Below are 17,509 nucleotides of genomic sequence, written 5' to 3'. Positions count from 1 at the left end.
AGCAACTTTTGACCTGTCACTAGTACAAAGATATTTGCCTAACTGCTCCGTGGAGGTTCGATTCCTTCCCCTACAGCCAAAAAGCCTCTCCGGTATCACTACCGGAGAGGCTTTCTTCTTTTATACCCTTCGTGTCTGCTTTCCCTGGCTACAGCCAGCAGCGGAAAAGTTAACCTCCTGCCGGGCAGCGTCAGGCAACGACTTGCTGCTGAGAGGCTTCGACACGCGCTTGCTCCAACTCGTCCTGCATTTGCCGCGCTGTTTTGGTGCTGCCATCCGGGCTCCAGCCTGGCGGGTAAAACATATACTTGAATTTGTGCTCCCACGATTTCGCGTTCCGCACATCCTTCCATATATCGCTGAACTCATGAAAGTTGAGCTTGATCGGGTTGTGCGACTGCGGCGGGTGCAGGATACCGAACTTAGGGGCTATGCTATGCTCTTTGTCCTGAAAAGTTCCGAAAATACGATCCCAGATAATAAGGATACCGCCATGGTTACGGTCCAGGTACTCTATGTTGCAGGCATGGTGCACCTGGTGCACCCACGGCGTGTTGAACACCTTGTTAAAGCCTTTGATGTCGGGCACCAGCGTGGAGTGCAGAAAGAACTGATAAATCGAGTTGAAGGACATGCACAGGGCCAGCATCACGGGGTCGAACCCCAGCGCAGGAAGCCACAGCCAGTACACCGGCTTGTAGATGAATATGGTCCAGCCGTTGCGGAAGGCCGTGCCGAGGTTAAACTTCTCCGAGGAGTGGTGCACCACGTGCGCGGCCCAGAATAACCGGACAGTATGGCAAAAACGGTGGTGCCAGTAAAAGTTGAAGTCATCGCCGAGCAGGCAGAGCGCCCATACCCACCAGGCCCAGCCCAGGCTCTCATACCCCAGAAACTGCTCCCGAACGGGCTCAAAGAGTTTGAAGACAAGGTAAAACAGCCCGATCTGGTACATCTTGGTCAGGGTGTTCATGATGGCGGCCCCTATACCCACCCAGGTACTCGCGAAAGAGTCTTTTATGTCATACAGTTCCTTGTCCTCGCGGTAACTGATGTAGGCTTCCGCCAGGATGAGGATGGCAAAGATGGGGACGAAATAGGCAAAGGGGTTGGGTAAGTTCTCGAGAAGGATTTCCATGGTGACAAAAGGCAAAGCGTAACACGGGAAGGGTCAGAAAGCCTTCCACATTCAGCCGAAGTTACGCATTTATCAGCTTTCTTCCTATTGGCGCGGTATGCGGCGGTCACTCAGTTGCCGTCCTTTTCGCGCAACAAAACATGCGTCTACCCGGGCCATACACCAAGTGCTGCACATCAATTATCAACTGTAAACTTAAGTTGCCTAGCAGCCAATGTGGCAAGGCATACGCGACGTTACGCCTCGCCTGCGTTCTCCTCATCTCATCCATACCGGCAAGGATTCGTCGATAAAGCATATCTTTGTGATGCCAAGGCGCGATGCATTTTATTGCTCCTGGCCTATAGCGCTATGTATATGTCCCAAAGCCATCCGCCAGCCCTTTCCCGCACACCCCAGATTATTGTTCCGGGCAAAAGCGAATTGAGCACGCTGCAGCACGCCTTCAACGAAAAGACCCTGCAGATAGAGAAGCTGAAGCGGGAGATCGCTGCCCGGAAAGAAAGTATAGCCGTGGCGCAGCAACGTTTCGAGAAAGAACTACAGCCGGTTATACAGCAGGTTGCGGCCCAGCGCGCGGAAACAGTAAAGCTGCTGGATGCGGCCTATGCGCTCCCTTTTTTCAAAAGACAGGAAAAAGAGAAGCTCGCCGCCCTGATCGTGGGTATAAGCCGTGAGTTGATCGCGAAGCACAACCGCCCGGATATGCTGGAGTACCACGACCGGTATGCTGAGATTCCGTTTGCGGAAGGGCTAAACTATACCGACGACTATTTTGAAACACAGCCTGACGAGCCCTTCGAAAGCACATTTGCCGCAGAAGCGGAAGTAGCGGATGCTGATCCATTTGAAGACTACCAGGCACAGCTAGACAGAGAAGCGGAGCAGCGGGAACGGGAAAAACAGAACCGCCAGAAAAACCGAAAAACCAAGGCGCAGCTGGCTAAAGAAGCCCAGGCGAAAGCCGAGCTCAACAACATCAGCAAGGCTAGCCGCCGCGTGTACACCGAGCTCGCCAAGCAGCTGCACCCCGACACAGAGCAGGACGAAACGGCGCGTGTCTGGAAAGAGGAAGCCATGAAAAAAGTAACCCTGGCCTACCACCACGACGATTTCTTTGAGTTGCTGCGGCTCCAGATGGAGTTTCTGCAGGAGCAATCGCTCCACAAGCTCCCCGAAAACCAGCTGACATACTATATCCAAATCCTGACCGACCAGATAAATGATCTGAAAGACGAGCTCAACAACTTCTCTTTTGGCCACAACGCCGGCTTTTATGAGCAGTTCTGCGGCTCGCCCAAACAGATGAACCAGAAGTTTAAGCAAGCCAAAGAAGACTTAGGGTATGAACTCCAACACCTGAAGCTAAACGTCCGCACGCTTCAGGATCCGCAGGAGGTTAGGAATATGCTGAAGGAGCTGAGGTAGTTATTACTTGCCGTAGGTTTAGCGCCAGTATAATTTGCGGCTATATATAATGCATGTTTGTAACATGAAATAGCAGTCTGGGTATACTGACCATGAGCCGAAACTACAAGATTAGAGACCAAAGCAAGCTCCACTTTATCTCCTTCGCTACCGTTTACTGGATAGATGTGTTCACTAGGCCCATTTATAAAGAAATTGTAGTTGACAGCCTGAACTATTGCATTAAGCATAAGGGACTGGAAGTGTATGCCTGGTGCATCATGTCGAACCACATTCACCTAATTATCGGCTCTGAAACCGACAACCAGTCCGGCATCATTCGCGATCTGAAAAAGTATACTTCCAAAACTATACTTAAGGCTATTGCCGATAACCCTCAGGAAAGCCGAAAAGACTGGATGCTCTGGATGTTTGAGCGGGCCGGAAAGCAAAATACAAACAACAAAACGTATCAGTTCTGGCAGCAGCACAACCAGCCCATAGAGCTAAACTCAAATTTTCTTTTAGAGCAGAAGGTGGAATACATCCATAATAATCCGATAGAAGCAGGTTTTGTACGGGATCCGCAAGATTACCCCTACAGTAGCGCCCTGGATTACACTGGCGAAAAAGGTAAGGTCAACATCATACTTTTACACTAACTATACCGCCAGTTTGAGCGCAGCGGTTACTGGTGGTGGAACATTATAGCCAGTTTATAACTGGCGAAAGTGCAGAGATGGGTATAAACGCCAGGAATGGGTATAACGCCAGTTACAAACTGGCATCAAAGTAAGCCACAAGTTGCGCTGGCGCTAAACTTGCGGCATGGGGGGGGCGGTTTGGCCGCATCATGCGCCAGTATACGATTTTCCCCTTCTGTAGGGACAGGTCGCGACCTGTCCGCGCATCAGCCTGTCAAAGCAGCAATAACATACGTTTGAAGAAGCACTTTCATCCTGCCAAACCATATATCCTGATTCTGATCGCCGGTGGACATTATAGCCAGTTTATAACTGATGCAAGTGCAGAGATGGGTATAAACTCTAGGAATGAGTATAACGCCAGTTACAAACTGGCGTCACAGTAAGCCACAAGTTGCGCTGGCGCTAAACTTGCGGCATGGGATTCTCCTACTGTTTAAACTAAATGATAGTATTTCGACATGCGTCTCCTTCTCCCGAAAAAAGATAGAATTTTGAGAAGTGGCAATAGCCTTTCTTATCGCCCTTTTAGAATTTACCAGCGGAAACTGGGCCGGATGACGTGCGATACGTTCCACCGTGCCGAAAATGGCGCTTTCAAACTTCTCTGCCGCTGCGCTGCCCCACTCCTGTGCAATATAATCAAGTGTCGCCAAGTATTCATTGGTGGCCCTTTCAGACCATATAACAGCTTTTTCCTTCTCAGGCATTTAAGCGCGCTTCTTTCTTAACGCCCGGCTTTTCAGCAATACTTCTTCGTTTGACAGGGTGCGTCCTTCCGCAAAATCTCTGTCTCCTGCCTCAATGGCGGCTATCTCCTCGTTCGAAACGCCCTGCCACTCGCTGGCATCAACCGCCTTTATCTTGCGCTCAATTTCCCGCCATGCCTCAATCGGAATCTGAACAGCCGTGATTTCACCTCTTTCGTCCGACACAAACTGCACATTCATACTTGTAAACTTTAAGGTTACCTTCCTTTCACTATAACAATATACAATCTTATTTAACGCAAGCCTACTATTTTCAGCTGCTGTGTTTCGCAACCTTCTCCCCGCGCTTCCGGTTCTGATAAAACGCTAACTTGTAGTATCTTTGTAGCGAAGAACTATAACCAACAGAACACGCTAGTTCAGGAGCGCTTTAGGCTTAGCTATTTTCATAGGTATGGCTTAAGGCTATTTTGCGTTTTTTGCCGGGATACCTGTGCCTTAAAAATCGAATACCTTGAAAGTTAAAGATTTCTTAGAGCTGTACCGCCTCGACAGCGTGGTGCAGACCATCGCCGAACGGCTGAAAGCCAATACCAAATACCGCCTGCAACTGAAGGGCCTTGCCGGGAGCCTGGATGCTGTGCTGGCTTCTGCGATTTATACCCTGAACCAGCAGCATCAGCTCTTCGTGATGCACGACCGGGAGGAGGCGGCTTATTTTTATACCGACCTCAAGAACCTGCTCGGCGACGAGAAGGAGGTCCTGCTGTTCCCGACATCGTATAAGCGCCCCTACAGTTTCGACGACACCGAGAACGCCAACATACTCATGCGCGCCGAGGTGCTCAACCGCCTCAACCAGAAAACCGGCAAAGGCGAGCTGATCGTGACCTACCCGGAGGCGCTGACCGAAAAGGTGATCAACAAAAAATCGTTGGTCGAGAACACACTGGGCGCGAAGGTGGGCGAGAAACTCGACACCAACTTCCTGAGCGAGATGCTGGCCGAGTATGGCTTTGAGCGCACCGAGTTTGTGTATGAGGCGGGCCAGTACGCGGTGCGCGGCGGCATCGTGGATGTATACTCCTACGCCAACGACCTGCCCTACCGCATCGAGCTTTTCGGGGATGAGATCGAGAGCATCCGCACTTTCGACCCCGACACGCAGCTGTCGGTGGAGACGAAGAAGGCCATCTCCATTATCCCCAACGTGCAGACCAAGCTGCTGCAGGAAACCCGCGAGGCGTTCCTGGATTACCTGCCCGACAACACCAACATCTGGTTCAAGGACATCCGCCTGACGCTGGACGTGATCGAGGAGTATTTCGATAAGGCCTCGCAGGCGTTTGAGAAGATGATGGCTGGCAGCGGCGGCACCCAGATCGTGTCGGACCCCGAGCAGCTGTTCCAGACGCAGAAGCAGTTCAAAAAGCTACTTAATGACTATAACATTGTGGAGATCGGCAAGCGCTTCCATTTCAAAAGCGCCGAGGTTATCCAGATGCAGGTAAAGCCGCAGCCCTCGTTCAACAAAGACTTTAAGCGGCTGGTAAAAGACCTGCACGAGCAGCAGGGCGACGGCTTTGCGAACATCATCGCCACCGACTCGCCGCGCCAGATCAACCGCCTCACCATGATCTTCGATGAACTGGACCACGACGTGCGTTTCCAGCATTTGCCGGTTTCGCTGCGCGAGGGCTTCATCGACCAGACCCTGAAAATAACCTGCTATACCGATCACCAGCTGTTCGACCGTTTCTACCAGCACAAGGCCAAGGAAGGACATTCCAAGACCAAGGCCATGACGCTGAAAGAGCTGCGCTCGCTGCAGCCCGGCGACTACGTGACGCACGTGGACTACGGCATCGGGCGCTTTGCGGGTCTCGAGAAAGTGGAAGTGGGCGGCCGCCTGCAGGAAGCCATCCGGTTGGTATACCGCGACGACGACCTGCTGTATGTCAGTATCCACTCGCTGCACAAAATAAGCAAGTACAGCGGCAAAGAGGGCGGCCCACCGAGCATGAGCAAACTGGGCTCGCCGGAGTGGGAGAACAAGAAGAAGAAGGTAAAGAGCAAGGTAAAGGACATCGCCTTGGAGCTGATCAGCCTGTATGCCAAGCGCAAGGCCGCACCGGGCTATGCCTATACCCGCGACGGATTTTTGCAGGCCGAGCTGGAGTCGTCGTTTATATATGAGGACACCCCCGACCAGGGCAAGGCCACCGAAGACGTGAAAGCCGACATGGAGTTGCCCCACCCGATGGACCGCCTCGTGTGCGGCGACGTGGGCTTTGGCAAGACCGAGGTAGCCATACGCGCCGCCTTCAAAGCCGCCTGCGACGGAAAGCAGGTCGCTATGCTGGTGCCCACCACCATCCTGGCCATGCAGCATTACCGCACGTTCCATCAGCGCCTCGAGCAGTTCCCGGTTACCGTGGACTATATCAACCGCTTTAAAACGACCAAAGACACCAAGGACACCCTGAAGCGCGTGGCCGAGGGCAAGGTAGACATCCTGATCGGCACGCACCGCATCGTGAGCAAGGACGTGAAGTTCAAGGACCTCGGCCTGATGATCATTGACGAGGAGCAGAAGTTCGGGGTGAAGACCAAGGACAAGCTGAAGGAGATGAAGGTGAACGTGGACACGCTCACGCTCACTGCCACCCCTATTCCGCGCACGCTGCACTTCTCGCTGATGGGCGCCCGCGACCTGAGCGTGATTGGCACGCCGCCGCCCAACCGACAGCCGGTTAAAACAGAGCTGCATGTGTTCGACGAGGCCCTGATCCGCGATGCCGTGGTATACGAGATGAAGCGCCACGGCCAGGTGTTTTTCGTGCACAACCGAGTAAAGGACATTGAGGAGGTTGCCGCCATGATCCTGCGCCTGGTGCCCGATGCGAAAGTTACTTACGCCCACGGCCAGATGGAGCCGGAGAAGCTGGAGAAGCGCATGATGAAGTTCGTGAACGGCGACTACGACGTGCTGGTATCCACCAACATCATCGAGTCGGGCCTAGACATTGAGAACGCCAATACCATCATTATCAACCGGGCGCACATGTTCGGCCTCTCCGACCTGCACCAGATGCGTGGCCGCGTGGGCCGATCCAACAAAAAAGCCTATTGCTACCTGCTCACGCCGCCTGTGGCTGGCCTCCCTTCCGATGCCCGCAAGCGCCTGAGCACGCTGGAGGAGTTCTCAGACCTGGGCGAAGGCTTCAAGATCGCGATGCGCGACCTCGACATCCGGGGGGCCGGCAACCTGCTGGGCGGCGAGCAAAGCGGCTTCATCACCGATCTGGGCTTTGAGATGTACCACCAGATTCTCGACGACGCCATCAAAGAGCTGAAAGAAACTGAGTTCAGGGAGCTGTTTCTGGGCGACAACCTGGAGCAGTTTATCGAGCCGGTGCGCGAGTGCTCGATCGAAACCGACATGGAGGTGCTGATACCGGACTGGTATGTGAGCAACATCTCCGAGCGCCTCAACCTCTACAGCAAGCTCGACAGCACCAAGGACCTGGACGACCTGGAGACGCTCCGGGCAAGCATCGTGGACCGTTTCGGGCCGCTGCCGGAGGCCGTGCAGCAACTGGTGGAAATCGTAAAACTGCGCTGGCAGGCACAGCAGCTCGGCTTCGAGAAGCTGACCATCAAAAAAGAGGTGATGAAGGGCTACCTTTCCAGCGAGAACAACGACAAGTACTTTCAGTCGGATGCTTTCGGCAACATCCTCAAGTACGTGCAGCAGCACTCCCGCCGCTCGCGCCTGAAGGAGGCCAAGCATAAGCTGATCGTGATTGTGGAAGACATCCGGAATCTGCGCGAGGCAAAGGAGGTGTTTGAGGGTTTTGGAGTGAAAGAGCTGTCTTCGGCGCAGGCATAAAAAGGGGTGAAAAGAAGTACCGCATCAGTGTAACAACTTTAAATTTAAGTAGAACGACGTATAACAAATTGCACTTTAGCTATTTTTTATTTAATTTATAAATCATTTAGCTTGGTTTTCTGTTTTACCGATATGCTACAAACCAAACATCTGCTTTCTCCTGACTTTGCCTTGGTTTTCAGGGCATTGCCGGGGCTGTACTTGCTCCTTTCCCCTGACCTGGTTATTCTGGACGCTACGGAGCGGTATGCGCAGACGTCTAACTTTGCTATCGGGGACGTAGTAGGGAAGCACATTCTCGACACCTTCCCCGACAACCCGGACGAATCCAACAGCCTCGCGAAGCAGGATCTCGAGGCCTCATTGCGCCATGTGCTGCAGCACAAAGAGGCCCATACCATGCCCGTTCTACGGTTTGATGTGCCGCTGGCGCAGGGCGGCGGCTTCAGGAAAATGTTCTGGCGGACAGTGAACATCCCACTGCTGAACAGCGAGGGGGAAATCGTCTACATTCTGCACGAGACCCAGGACATTACATCGCACATGCTGCAGGAGCGCATCAGCCAGCAAAACAGCCAGTGGATAGACATGCTGTCCGACTCCCTGCATGCGGTGGCCTGGGAGTATGATATTCTAGGTGACGACCTGATTTGGGGAAAGGGGCTGCAGGAGCTGTTTGGCTATACCCCCGAAGAGATGGTGGGCGACGCGTGGGACAAGTGCGTGCACCCAGACGACCTGAAGGCCGTGCGGCAAAGCATGGCAGACGCCTTGGCGGCGGGTGAGAAATTCTGGACCGGCGAGTACCGACTAAAGAAGGCAAACGGCACGTATGCCCATGTGCTAGACCAAAGCTATATCGTGTATAATGAGCAGGGCAAGGCCATCCGCACCTTTGGCTCCATGATTGACATTTCGGAAAGCAAGCGGCTGAAGAAGGACCTGCAGGAGAGCGACGCCCGCTTCCGGCACCTGCTTGAGAACCTGCCCCACATGGCCAGCACCGCCGACGCCGACGGGAAGACCCTGTATTTCAACGACAACTGGTACAGCTATACCGGCATGAAGCCCGGACAGACCGATGGCTGGGTCCATGTGGTGCACCCCGACGACTCGTCAGATGCCCTCATTAGCTGGCATGAGGCAGCCCGCGAGGGGCACTCACACGAGATGGAGTTACGCATCCGCAACGCGGCAGACGGCGCATACCGCACTTTTCTGCGCCGCAGCGTCCCGATGTTTGACGTTGCGGGCAAGGTAAAGCTGTGGATCTGCACCTATACCGACATCGAGGACCAACGGCAGTCGCTGAAGAGGGTATGGCCGAAAGACCAGCAGTTGAAGAAAATCCTGGAGCTCTCGCCGGTGCAACTCTGCCTGCTCGAAGGGCCGGAGCATATCTGTAGCTACGTAACCCCCGGCATATACCACCTCTACGGAAACCGGAATTACCTGGGCCACCCGGCCCACGAGATATGGCCTGAGCTGCTGCCCCTCGGCTTCAACGACCTGCTGGATCAGGTATACCAGCAGGGAGACACGGTGCAGATAAACGAGTTTATGACCAAGGTTGACCCTATCGGCGGGGATGGCAAGGCACACGAGGCTTATTTTAACTTCAAATACCAGCCTTTTGCGGAAAACGGGTCCACTACGGGCATCCTGATCTCGGCGTTGGAAGTGACGGAGCTGGTCGAGGCAAAGAAGAAAGCCGAGCAGCTCGCCAATGAGCTGCGGCAGCGGTAACGCTTCCACGGCGGTGGCTGTTTCGGAGGAAATCCGGCGGGCACGCCACAAAATTCAGCCCGCGGTCTATATATCCGGCCCCTAATCTGGTATATTTACGTTAGACCACTTCCCCGATACCTGTTATCAGGAAATTATACTTATGGAAAATGCTCCTGCAAGGCCAATTGCGCTAGACTTCAAGAACCTCTTTCAGTTACTACCCGGATTATACATCATCCTGTCGCCAGAATTAATCGTACTGGCTGCCAGCGATCAGTACCTGAAAGTCACACAGTCTACGCGAGCGCAACTTGTTGGCAGGAATCTGTTCGACTCATTCCCCGAAAATCCTGATGCCCACGAGCTGAAATCCAGGGCAAGCGTGGAGGCCTCGCTGCAGCACGTGCTCACGCACAGGGAGCCGCACGAGCTCCGCGCGCAGCGCTACGACCTGATTAGCCAGGATGGCAGCTACGAAAGCCGGTACTGGCACATCAGCAGCACGCCCGCGCTGGACGCGGCCGGAGCGGTGCAGTACATCATACACGAGGTGCGCGAGGTGACCAGCCAGGTTATGGCCGAGCAGGAAAAGCAGGAGAGCACAGAGCGTTTCCAGCGCATTGCCATGGCCAGCAACGACGTGATCTGGGACTGGAACCTGCGCAACGACTCCATTTGGTGGAACGATGGCTACCGGAAGCTTTTCGGCTACCCCACAAAGGCCGGTATGACCATCACCTCCTGGACAGATTTTATACACCCCGAGGACGCGGTGCGCATACACACCTCCATACACAAGGTGATTGACGGCAACACGAACTACTGGGAAGGCGAATACCGGTTCCGCGGTGCCGACGGTTCCTATAAAGTAATATATGACAAGGGCAGCGTGATCCGCGACGCCGCCGGCAAGCCAATCCGGATGGTGGGGGCCATGCTGGACATAACCGCCCGCCGCCAGCACGAGCAGCAACTCCAGGAAAGCCTGGCCTGGTCCAGAACGCTGCTGGAGTCGCTCCCCCTGATGACGTGGACGGCCCAGCCCAACGGCAGGATAGATTACGGAAACCAAAGCTGGCACACGTATACCGGCACCTCCCACCAAGACCTTGCAGACTATAACATAAGCCACCTGCTGCACCCCGACGATGCCGCCACAACGCTACAGGCATGGGACGAGGCTTTGGCCCAGGGGCAGACCTTCGTGACGGAGTGCCGCTGGAAGTCGGCCCTGGACGGTCTGTACCGCTGGTTCCTGGTGCGCGCCGTGCCCATACGCGATGAGCAGGACCAGATTACCCACTGGATTGGCACGCAGACAGACATTGAGAACCAGAAGCAGATGCTGCTGGCGATGCAGGAGATCAACGAGAGATTCCAGTTCCTGGCAGAGTCTATCCCGCAGATCGTGTGGAGCGCCAGACCGAGCGGCGACGCCGACTACGTGAACCAGCGCTGGTATGATTACTCCGGCATGTCTGCCCAGCAAACCCAGGAACAAGGCTGGCTGCCCGCCATCCACCCAGACTACCGCCAGCGGTTTATAGACTCCTGGCGCACCTCCATCTCTTCCGGGGAGCCATACTATATGGAGGTGCCCCTGCGCAACGTTAACTCCGACAGCCACAGGTGGCACATGGCGCGGGCACTGCCCATGCGCAACGCCGAGGGCGCCATCGTGAAGTGGTTTGGCACCTGCACCGACATTGAGGACCACAAGAAAGCAGAGGAAGAGCTGGTAGAGAAGAATCTGGAGCTGGAGCGCATCAACCACGACCTCGACAGCTTCGTGTATTCTGCCTCCCACGACCTCAAGCTGCCCATCATCAACATGGCCGGGATCTATGCCGAGCTCATGCGCACGGCCGTGTTCTCCGATCCGGAGGCACCGAAAATGATGGAGATGTTTGACAAGGCGCTGCAGCAAATCCACAACACCATACAGGACCTCACGGATGTGGTGCGGGTGCAGCGGACACGCAGCCACAAACTGGAGTCGGTTGACCTGAAAAGCCTGGCCGAGGAGGTGCTGCTCAGCCTTCAGGACATGATCCAGGAGACAGAGGCGCGCATCGAGCTTGACTTTGCAGCGGTGCCTTCGCTGCAGTTCACCAGGGCAAACCTGAACAGCATTCTCTTCAACCTCATCAGCAACGGCATCAAGTACCGCATACCCAACCGCCCCCCGGAGCTGCGCCTGCGCACCCAGCTGAAAGGCGATTATGTGGAGCTGGAGGTGAAAGACAACGGACTCGGAATCGACATGAACAAACACCAGAGCAAGCTGTTCCAGATGTTCAAGCGCTTCCATAACCACGTGAGCGGCTCGGGGCTGGGGCTGTACATCGTGAACAGGCTCCTGACCAACCACGGCGGTTACATCAACATCGATAGCAACCCCGACGAAGGCACTACCTTCTACCTATATTTTAAGCAGAAAAAGCAGTAGCTTTGCCAGTACGTAAATGAAGAGACAATGAAACAACTGAACACGGTTCTCCTGATCGACGACGACGACACGACCAACTACCTGAACCACCGCCTGATCTCGCGCATGGAGATAGCCTCGGATGTGCGCATCGTGACGGATGGCGAGGAAGCCCTGGGTTATTTGAACAAGGCTTTTGCCGGTGACAAGGACTACCCGCGCCCCAACCTCATTTTTGTGGACATCAAGATGTCGGGTATGGATGGCTTTGAGTTTCTGGAGGAGTACAGGAAAGTGCCCGAGGCCGACAAGGACGGCACCGTGATGCTGATGCTCACCTCCTCGGCCAGTTTTTACGACCTCGAAAAGCTGAAGAATTTCCCGGATGTGCGCCAGCATTACTCCAAGCCCCTGACGGACACGGATGTGCGCGAGATTATGCAGACATACTTTTAGGGTATACCCCTACGCATCGTGACAGCGGCACCCCCGGCAATGGGGGTGCCGCTGTGTTTATACCCCCAGTCACAGCTTAACTAACGCCCTCCCGATCCCGTAAACATAAATCCCGCCTAAGAGCATATTTAAATTTCGTTTTTGGAAGCGAAAATTGTTCAGGAAGGGTTCTGGCGAAGCGTTTTTTGAGCCGCATAGCAGCGCTATGGGGTGATAAAAAGGTGAAGTCAGGTTCCTTTATGAACAATTTGCAGCCCAAAAGATGAATTTTAAACATGCTCTAAGGGGTGGGGATAAGTTGTACCACCTAAACCGACACAAAGCTATGGCATACAATCCATATAAAAACAGAAACCAAAACGACAACCCGGAGGGAGGCCACGAACAGGGCAGCAACCAGCGCTATGCAAAGCGCCGCGACCATGACCGGAAATGGGATGAAGGCAATTTCTTCCATACAGGCCCCAGCCCACGCGGCGCGCAGGACCAGGGCAGCGACAGACGCCCCCAGGAGGAGAACCGCCGCAGTGGCAGCTACAACCAGGGGCAGAACGCTCATCTGAAAGACCATTACGGCAGCCGCTCCGATAGCTCATACCGCAACGAGCGCTCGTTTATAGATCACGGCGACCATGGCCGCGCCCACTATCAGCACGAGGAAATCCACAACATGCGCAGGCCGCAAACTCCCGGAGGCGCACCGCAGGGAAACCAAAATGACGTGAGCGGCTATCAGAATGATCCGTGGCGCGAGGGACCAGGCAGCGGAAGCCGTTACAAGGAGGACGATTTCCGCTACGGCAGCGGCTCGCACAACTGGTATTCGGAGAACCGCTATACCCCCGACAGGGCAGACGAGCGCCGCCACAACCGCCAGCACGACGACCGCGGTATCATGAACCGGGTAAAGGACACCTGGAACGACATCTGGCACTCAGACGACCGCAACTACCAGCCGCGCCCCCGCTACCAGTCTAACGCCGACCGCGTGGACTCGCATAAGCGGTATGGCTTCGAGAATTACCGTGACCGCGACTTCGACAGAGGCCATGAGGGCGGCCCGCGCTGGGCCGACGAGTCGGACAAAGGACGCGACCGCCGCTAGAATAACCGCAAAGCCCAAACCGGTTTGGTTTGGTAGTATACCCATTCAGGGTAGCAGAAAACGAAGCCGATTCTTGCAGTTGGCTTCGTTTTTTTGTAACTTCCGGTTCTGGCTCTGTGCGAACATACTGATACTCACCGCGTACATATTTATACCACGCTCCAGAGCAATACATTCATATTAACGACACAAACCATGCATCACGACGAAAATGACCCACGACACCCGCACCACCGGGACCTGCGCCACCGCCGGGAGCAGCAAGAGAACTTTGAGGACGGACGCTACTTCAACGACTTTAAAAGCCGGTGGGGAGAGCCTGTCCGGCCGCTAAATCTGCACCAGCACGAATGGCAACCCCGTAACGCTGGACACAACGAACGAAGCGAGCGCTTCCAGCACCAATGGGAGGAGTGGCTGCCAAACCAGCGCAGGCCGTATTCCTCGCGCCATCAGGAGCCGCAACGCCACCACGATACGTCCTGGCGCCAGCGCGACATAAACTTTGATAGCGACAACCAGCGCGCAGAAGACCGCTGGCAGCAAGACGAGTCTATACAGCACCCCGACGACAGCCGCCGCCGCAGGCGCGGTATACCTGACGATGATCAGTATTGGGAAGAAAGGGAAAGAGACAGAGACAGAAACCGCCAGTAGTTTCGCCAACCAACTGTATGAACACACCAAAAGCCGGGAATATCCGGCTTTCGTTGTGTTACGCCATACCCCTCCATCTCCCTTAATCGGCGAGGCGTCAGGCACGCTACCATTCAGCGCCTCGCGCCAAGGGTCCTGACTACCGCATGAGCAGGAATTGCTCGTCTATGTTTATATAGAGTTCGCTACTCTTGAGGCAAGTGCTGCATGCCACCTCGATACGCCATTCGCCATATCTTTGCAGAACGATGCCTGATTTAGAGAATTTGCTGCAACAGGTCAGGGCCTGCCGCCTTTGCGAAGAACACCTGCCACTGGGCCCGCGCCCCGTGCTGCACGCCAGTGCCAGTGCCAGGCTCCTGATTGTGGGGCAGGCGCCCGGCACCCGGGTGCACGCCAGCGGCATCCCCTGGGACGACCAAAGCGGCAAGCGCCTGCGGCAATGGCTCGGCCTGGAGCCGGACACCTTTTACGACGCCGCCCGGATTGCAATCATCCCGATGGGTTTCTGCTATCCGGGCAAAGGAAAAAGCGGCGACCTGCCGCCCCGCCCGGAGTGTGCCCGCCACTGGCACCATCAGTTGCTTGCCCTGCTGCCGCATATACAGCTCACGCTTCTAATTGGGAAGTATGCGCAGGAGCATTTTCTGGGCGCTGCCGCCAAGGCTACCCTCACGGAGACAGTGGCCAACTGGCACGGTTACCTCCCGCAGTACATGCCCATACCCCACCCGTCGCCACGCAACCAGTTTTGGCTCCGGCGAAACCCCTGGTTCGAGGCCGATGCGGTTCCGGCGTTGCAGCAGCTGGTGGCAGGGGTGCTCTCAAAAACCTAACGCATTGTTTCCCGTTGCATCATACTACCCCTTCAACAAGCCACTCCCCTTATGATCAACTATCCTTCGAGCAAACTCCCGGACATAGGCACGAGCATCTTCACGGTGATGTCGGCGCTGGCAAATAAGCACGGGGCCATTAACCTCTCCCAGGGCTTCCCGGATTTTAACTGCCTGCGGCCGCTGATCGACCTGGTGGACTCATACATGCGCCAGGGCTTTAACCAGTATGCCCCGATGGCCGGAGTGCCTAAGCTGCGCGAGAATATCAGTCGGAAAACGGAGCGGATGTATGGCTACCGGCCCGATGCCGACACGGAAGTAACCGTGACAGCCGGGGCGACGGAGGCCCTGTATGCCGCCATCACGGCCACCGTGAAAACAGGCGATGAGGTCGTGCTGCTCGAACCCTGCTACGACTCCTATGCCCCGGTGATCAGGTTGTGCGGCGGCTCTCCGATTTACGTTCCGCTCACTCTGCCCGACTTCCGCATCGACTGGGACCAGCTGAAACGGTGCGTTTCTTCCCGCACCCGCCTGCTGATCATCAACACGCCCCACAACCCCACTGGCGCGATCATCACAAAACAAGACATGGACACGCTGGCCAACCTGCTGGAGGGAACAGACATCCTGGTGATCAGCGATGAGGTATATGAGCACATGGTGTTTGACGGGCAGCAGCATTACAGTGCCCTGCAGCACCCCCACCTGCGGAAACGGAGCATCGTAATCTCCTCCTTCGGGAAGACCTACCATACCACCGGCTGGAAGGTAGGGTACGCGGTGGCCCCCGCCCCGCTTACCGCAGAGCTGCGCAAAATGCATCAGTTCATCACCTTTTGCACCCCCACGCCGCTGCAGATGGCCATTGCCGACTTTATGGAAGAGGAAGCGCACTACCTGCAACTGCCCGACTTCTACCAGGCCAGGCGCGACTTCTTCAATGAGCGCATGCAGGACTCCAGGTTCGAGATCATCCCTTCGGCGGGCACGTATTTTCAGTTGGCGCGGTATACCCGAATCTCTGCGGAGCCGGATCTGGAATTTGCAAAGCGCCTGACCAAAGAAACGGGCGTGGCGGCCATACCGGTCTCGGCGTTCTACCACGAGAAAACAGACCACAAGTACCTGCGCTTCTGCTTCGCAAAGAATGAGGAGACGCTGCGTGTCGCCGCCGAAAGGCTGGCGCGGCTATAGTAAGTTTGCGCCAGCAGGACCCAAAGCAGGGAATCCTTCAGTTTATACCTCCTTCAAAACACGATCATCAAAAAACAACAACCACGTATGGACTTGAGAGTCACTATCGTTCAGACGCCATTGCACTGGCAGGATGCGGAGGCCAACCGCGCCATGTTCTCGGAAAAGCTGGCCGCGGCCGCGCCGCATACCGACCTGATCGTGCTGCCCGAGATGTTCACGACCGGTTTCAGTATGGAGGCAAGTTCTCTGGCAGAAGTTGCGGCTGGGCCTACCTTATCTTGGATGCAGCAAGAGGCGCAGCGGCACCAGGCCGTGCTGACCGGCAGCGTGATGGTGCAGGAAAACGGGCAATACTACAACCGCCTGTACTGGGTGCGCCCCGACGGCAGTTACCAAACATACAATAAGCGGCACCTCTTCCGGATGGCCCGGGAACACCATACCTACGCGGCGGGCAAAGAGCGGCTGGTGGTGGACCTGAAGGGCTGGAACGTCTGCCCGCTGGTGTGCTACGACCTCCGGTTCCCGGTATGGAGCCGCAACATAGGCAGCGGTTACGATCTGCTGCTGTATGTGGCCAACTGGCCGCAGGTGCGCAGCCTGGCCTGGCGCACGCTGCTGCAGGCCCGCGCCATCGAAAACGTAACGTATGTGGTGGGGGTAAACCGCGTGGGCACCGACGGCAACAGCCACCCGTATGCCGGCGACTCTGCCATTATACATCCCAAAGGGCACCACCTCCTGGAGACGAGCCACACGGAGGGCATCCATACCCTTACGCTGCGCAAGCAGGAGCTAGTAGATTTCCGGGAAGCCTTCCCCGCCCACCTGGACGCGGATGGGTTTAAGCTGCTGTAATTTCTGCAAGTAAAAAAAGGCTATTCTTCCAGAAACTGCTTTACCGCCTCCAGCGCGTCTTGCTCGTTTACCTGCGCAAACTGCACCTGCGGGCGCGCCTGCAACATGCGCAGGAGACGCGGGTAATCGCCGGACAGCAGTATAAGCCGCTGTTCGTTCCCATCAAACAACTCCTCCAAGAGCGGCAGGATGCCTCCGAAACCTGTTACCGTAGCGTCAGCTTTTATATATACCACAGCCTTTTCACTTTCGCGGAGCAGACGCAGAGCATAGTGCAATACCAGTTCGCCTGAAGTCGAATCCACATCCAGCACAGCCGCCTCTGGCAAGATTTGCTGCACCTTCTCCGGCAATCCCTTGCGATAAGCAGCAGCCATTGTCAGATCA

General features: G+C 55.5%; 15 protein-coding genes. 11 read left to right on the top strand and 4 right to left on the bottom strand.

Going from position 1 to position 17,509, the window contains the following annotated elements:
* Window positions 1–190: 190 nt before the first annotated feature.
* Window positions 191–1,138, bottom strand: a complete 948-nt coding sequence (locus MKJ04_RS11670) for a sterol desaturase family protein (RefSeq protein WP_241641819.1) — start codon at window positions 1,136–1,138, stop codon at window positions 191–193.
* A 357-nt stretch (window positions 1,139–1,495) separates the two neighbouring features.
* On the opposite strand from MKJ04_RS11670, the gene MKJ04_RS11665 reads away from it, so the two are divergent.
* The gene (locus MKJ04_RS11665) at window positions 1,496–2,566 is read left to right on the top strand and encodes a J domain-containing protein (RefSeq protein WP_241641818.1); all 1,071 of its coding nucleotides are present in this window, start codon (window positions 1,496–1,498) and stop codon (window positions 2,564–2,566) included.
* 92 nt (window positions 2,567–2,658) lie between these two features.
* Complete coding sequence (locus MKJ04_RS11660) at window positions 2,659–3,207, top strand: REP-associated tyrosine transposase (RefSeq protein ID WP_241641817.1); 549 nt, start codon at window positions 2,659–2,661, stop codon at window positions 3,205–3,207.
* Window positions 3,208–3,626: 419 nt separating this feature from the next.
* Here MKJ04_RS11660 and MKJ04_RS11655 read toward each other — a convergent pair whose 3' ends face one another.
* Both MKJ04_RS11655 and MKJ04_RS11650 read right to left on the bottom strand, forming a co-directional pair.
* Window positions 3,627–3,959, bottom strand: a complete 333-nt coding sequence (locus MKJ04_RS11655; protein WP_241641816.1) for a type II toxin-antitoxin system RelE/ParE family toxin — start codon at window positions 3,957–3,959, stop codon at window positions 3,627–3,629.
* Complete coding sequence (locus MKJ04_RS11650) at window positions 3,960–4,199, bottom strand: hypothetical protein (protein WP_241641815.1); 240 nt, start codon at window positions 4,197–4,199, stop codon at window positions 3,960–3,962.
* Between the two features lie 274 nt (window positions 4,200–4,473).
* Here MKJ04_RS11650 and mfd point away from each other — a divergent pair, with 274 nt between their 5' ends.
* From mfd to MKJ04_RS11605, 9 genes are all read left to right on the top strand, one after another.
* A complete protein-coding gene (mfd, locus tag MKJ04_RS11645) occupies window positions 4,474–7,851 on the top strand; it encodes a transcription-repair coupling factor (RefSeq protein ID WP_241641814.1) in 3,378 nt (1,125 codons plus the stop codon).
* A 132-nt stretch (window positions 7,852–7,983) separates the two neighbouring features.
* Window positions 7,984–9,597 (top strand): PAS domain-containing protein, encoded by a 1,614-nt coding sequence (locus MKJ04_RS11640; RefSeq protein WP_241641813.1) that lies wholly within the window; start codon window positions 7,984–7,986, stop codon window positions 9,595–9,597.
* Between the two features lie 142 nt (window positions 9,598–9,739).
* Window positions 9,740–12,028: a PAS domain-containing protein gene (locus MKJ04_RS11635; protein WP_241641812.1), complete on the top strand. Its 2,289-nt coding sequence runs from the start codon at window positions 9,740–9,742 to the stop codon at window positions 12,026–12,028.
* 27 nt (window positions 12,029–12,055) lie between these two features.
* Complete coding sequence (locus MKJ04_RS11630; RefSeq protein ID WP_241641811.1) at window positions 12,056–12,463, top strand: response regulator; 408 nt, start codon at window positions 12,056–12,058, stop codon at window positions 12,461–12,463.
* Between the two features lie 325 nt (window positions 12,464–12,788).
* Window positions 12,789–13,568 (top strand): hypothetical protein, encoded by a 780-nt coding sequence (locus tag MKJ04_RS11625; RefSeq protein WP_241641810.1) that lies wholly within the window; start codon window positions 12,789–12,791, stop codon window positions 13,566–13,568.
* Between the two features lie 195 nt (window positions 13,569–13,763).
* Window positions 13,764–14,225, top strand: a complete 462-nt coding sequence (locus MKJ04_RS11620; protein ID WP_241641809.1) for a hypothetical protein — start codon at window positions 13,764–13,766, stop codon at window positions 14,223–14,225.
* 248 nt (window positions 14,226–14,473) lie between these two features.
* Window positions 14,474–15,061, top strand: a complete 588-nt coding sequence (locus MKJ04_RS11615; RefSeq protein ID WP_241641808.1) for a uracil-DNA glycosylase family protein — start codon at window positions 14,474–14,476, stop codon at window positions 15,059–15,061.
* Between the two features lie 51 nt (window positions 15,062–15,112).
* Complete coding sequence (locus tag MKJ04_RS11610) at window positions 15,113–16,261, top strand: pyridoxal phosphate-dependent aminotransferase (RefSeq protein ID WP_241641807.1); 1,149 nt, start codon at window positions 15,113–15,115, stop codon at window positions 16,259–16,261.
* An 87-nt stretch (window positions 16,262–16,348) separates the two neighbouring features.
* A complete protein-coding gene (locus MKJ04_RS11605; RefSeq protein WP_241641806.1) occupies window positions 16,349–17,122 on the top strand; it encodes an amidohydrolase in 774 nt (257 codons plus the stop codon).
* A gap of 20 nt (window positions 17,123–17,142) precedes the next feature.
* On the opposite strand, the gene MKJ04_RS11600 is transcribed toward MKJ04_RS11605, so the two are convergent.
* Window positions 17,143–17,499, bottom strand: a complete 357-nt coding sequence (locus tag MKJ04_RS11600; protein ID WP_241641805.1) for a hypothetical protein — start codon at window positions 17,497–17,499, stop codon at window positions 17,143–17,145.
* Between the last annotated feature and the right edge of the window lie 10 nt (window positions 17,500–17,509).

The organism is Pontibacter sp. E15-1 (assembly GCF_022601975.1).
Taxonomy (GTDB): Bacteria; Bacteroidota; Bacteroidia; order Cytophagales; family Hymenobacteraceae; genus Pontibacter.
Note: the sequence above shows the minus strand (reverse complement) of the source record. Positions and strands in the feature narration are given on the sequence as shown.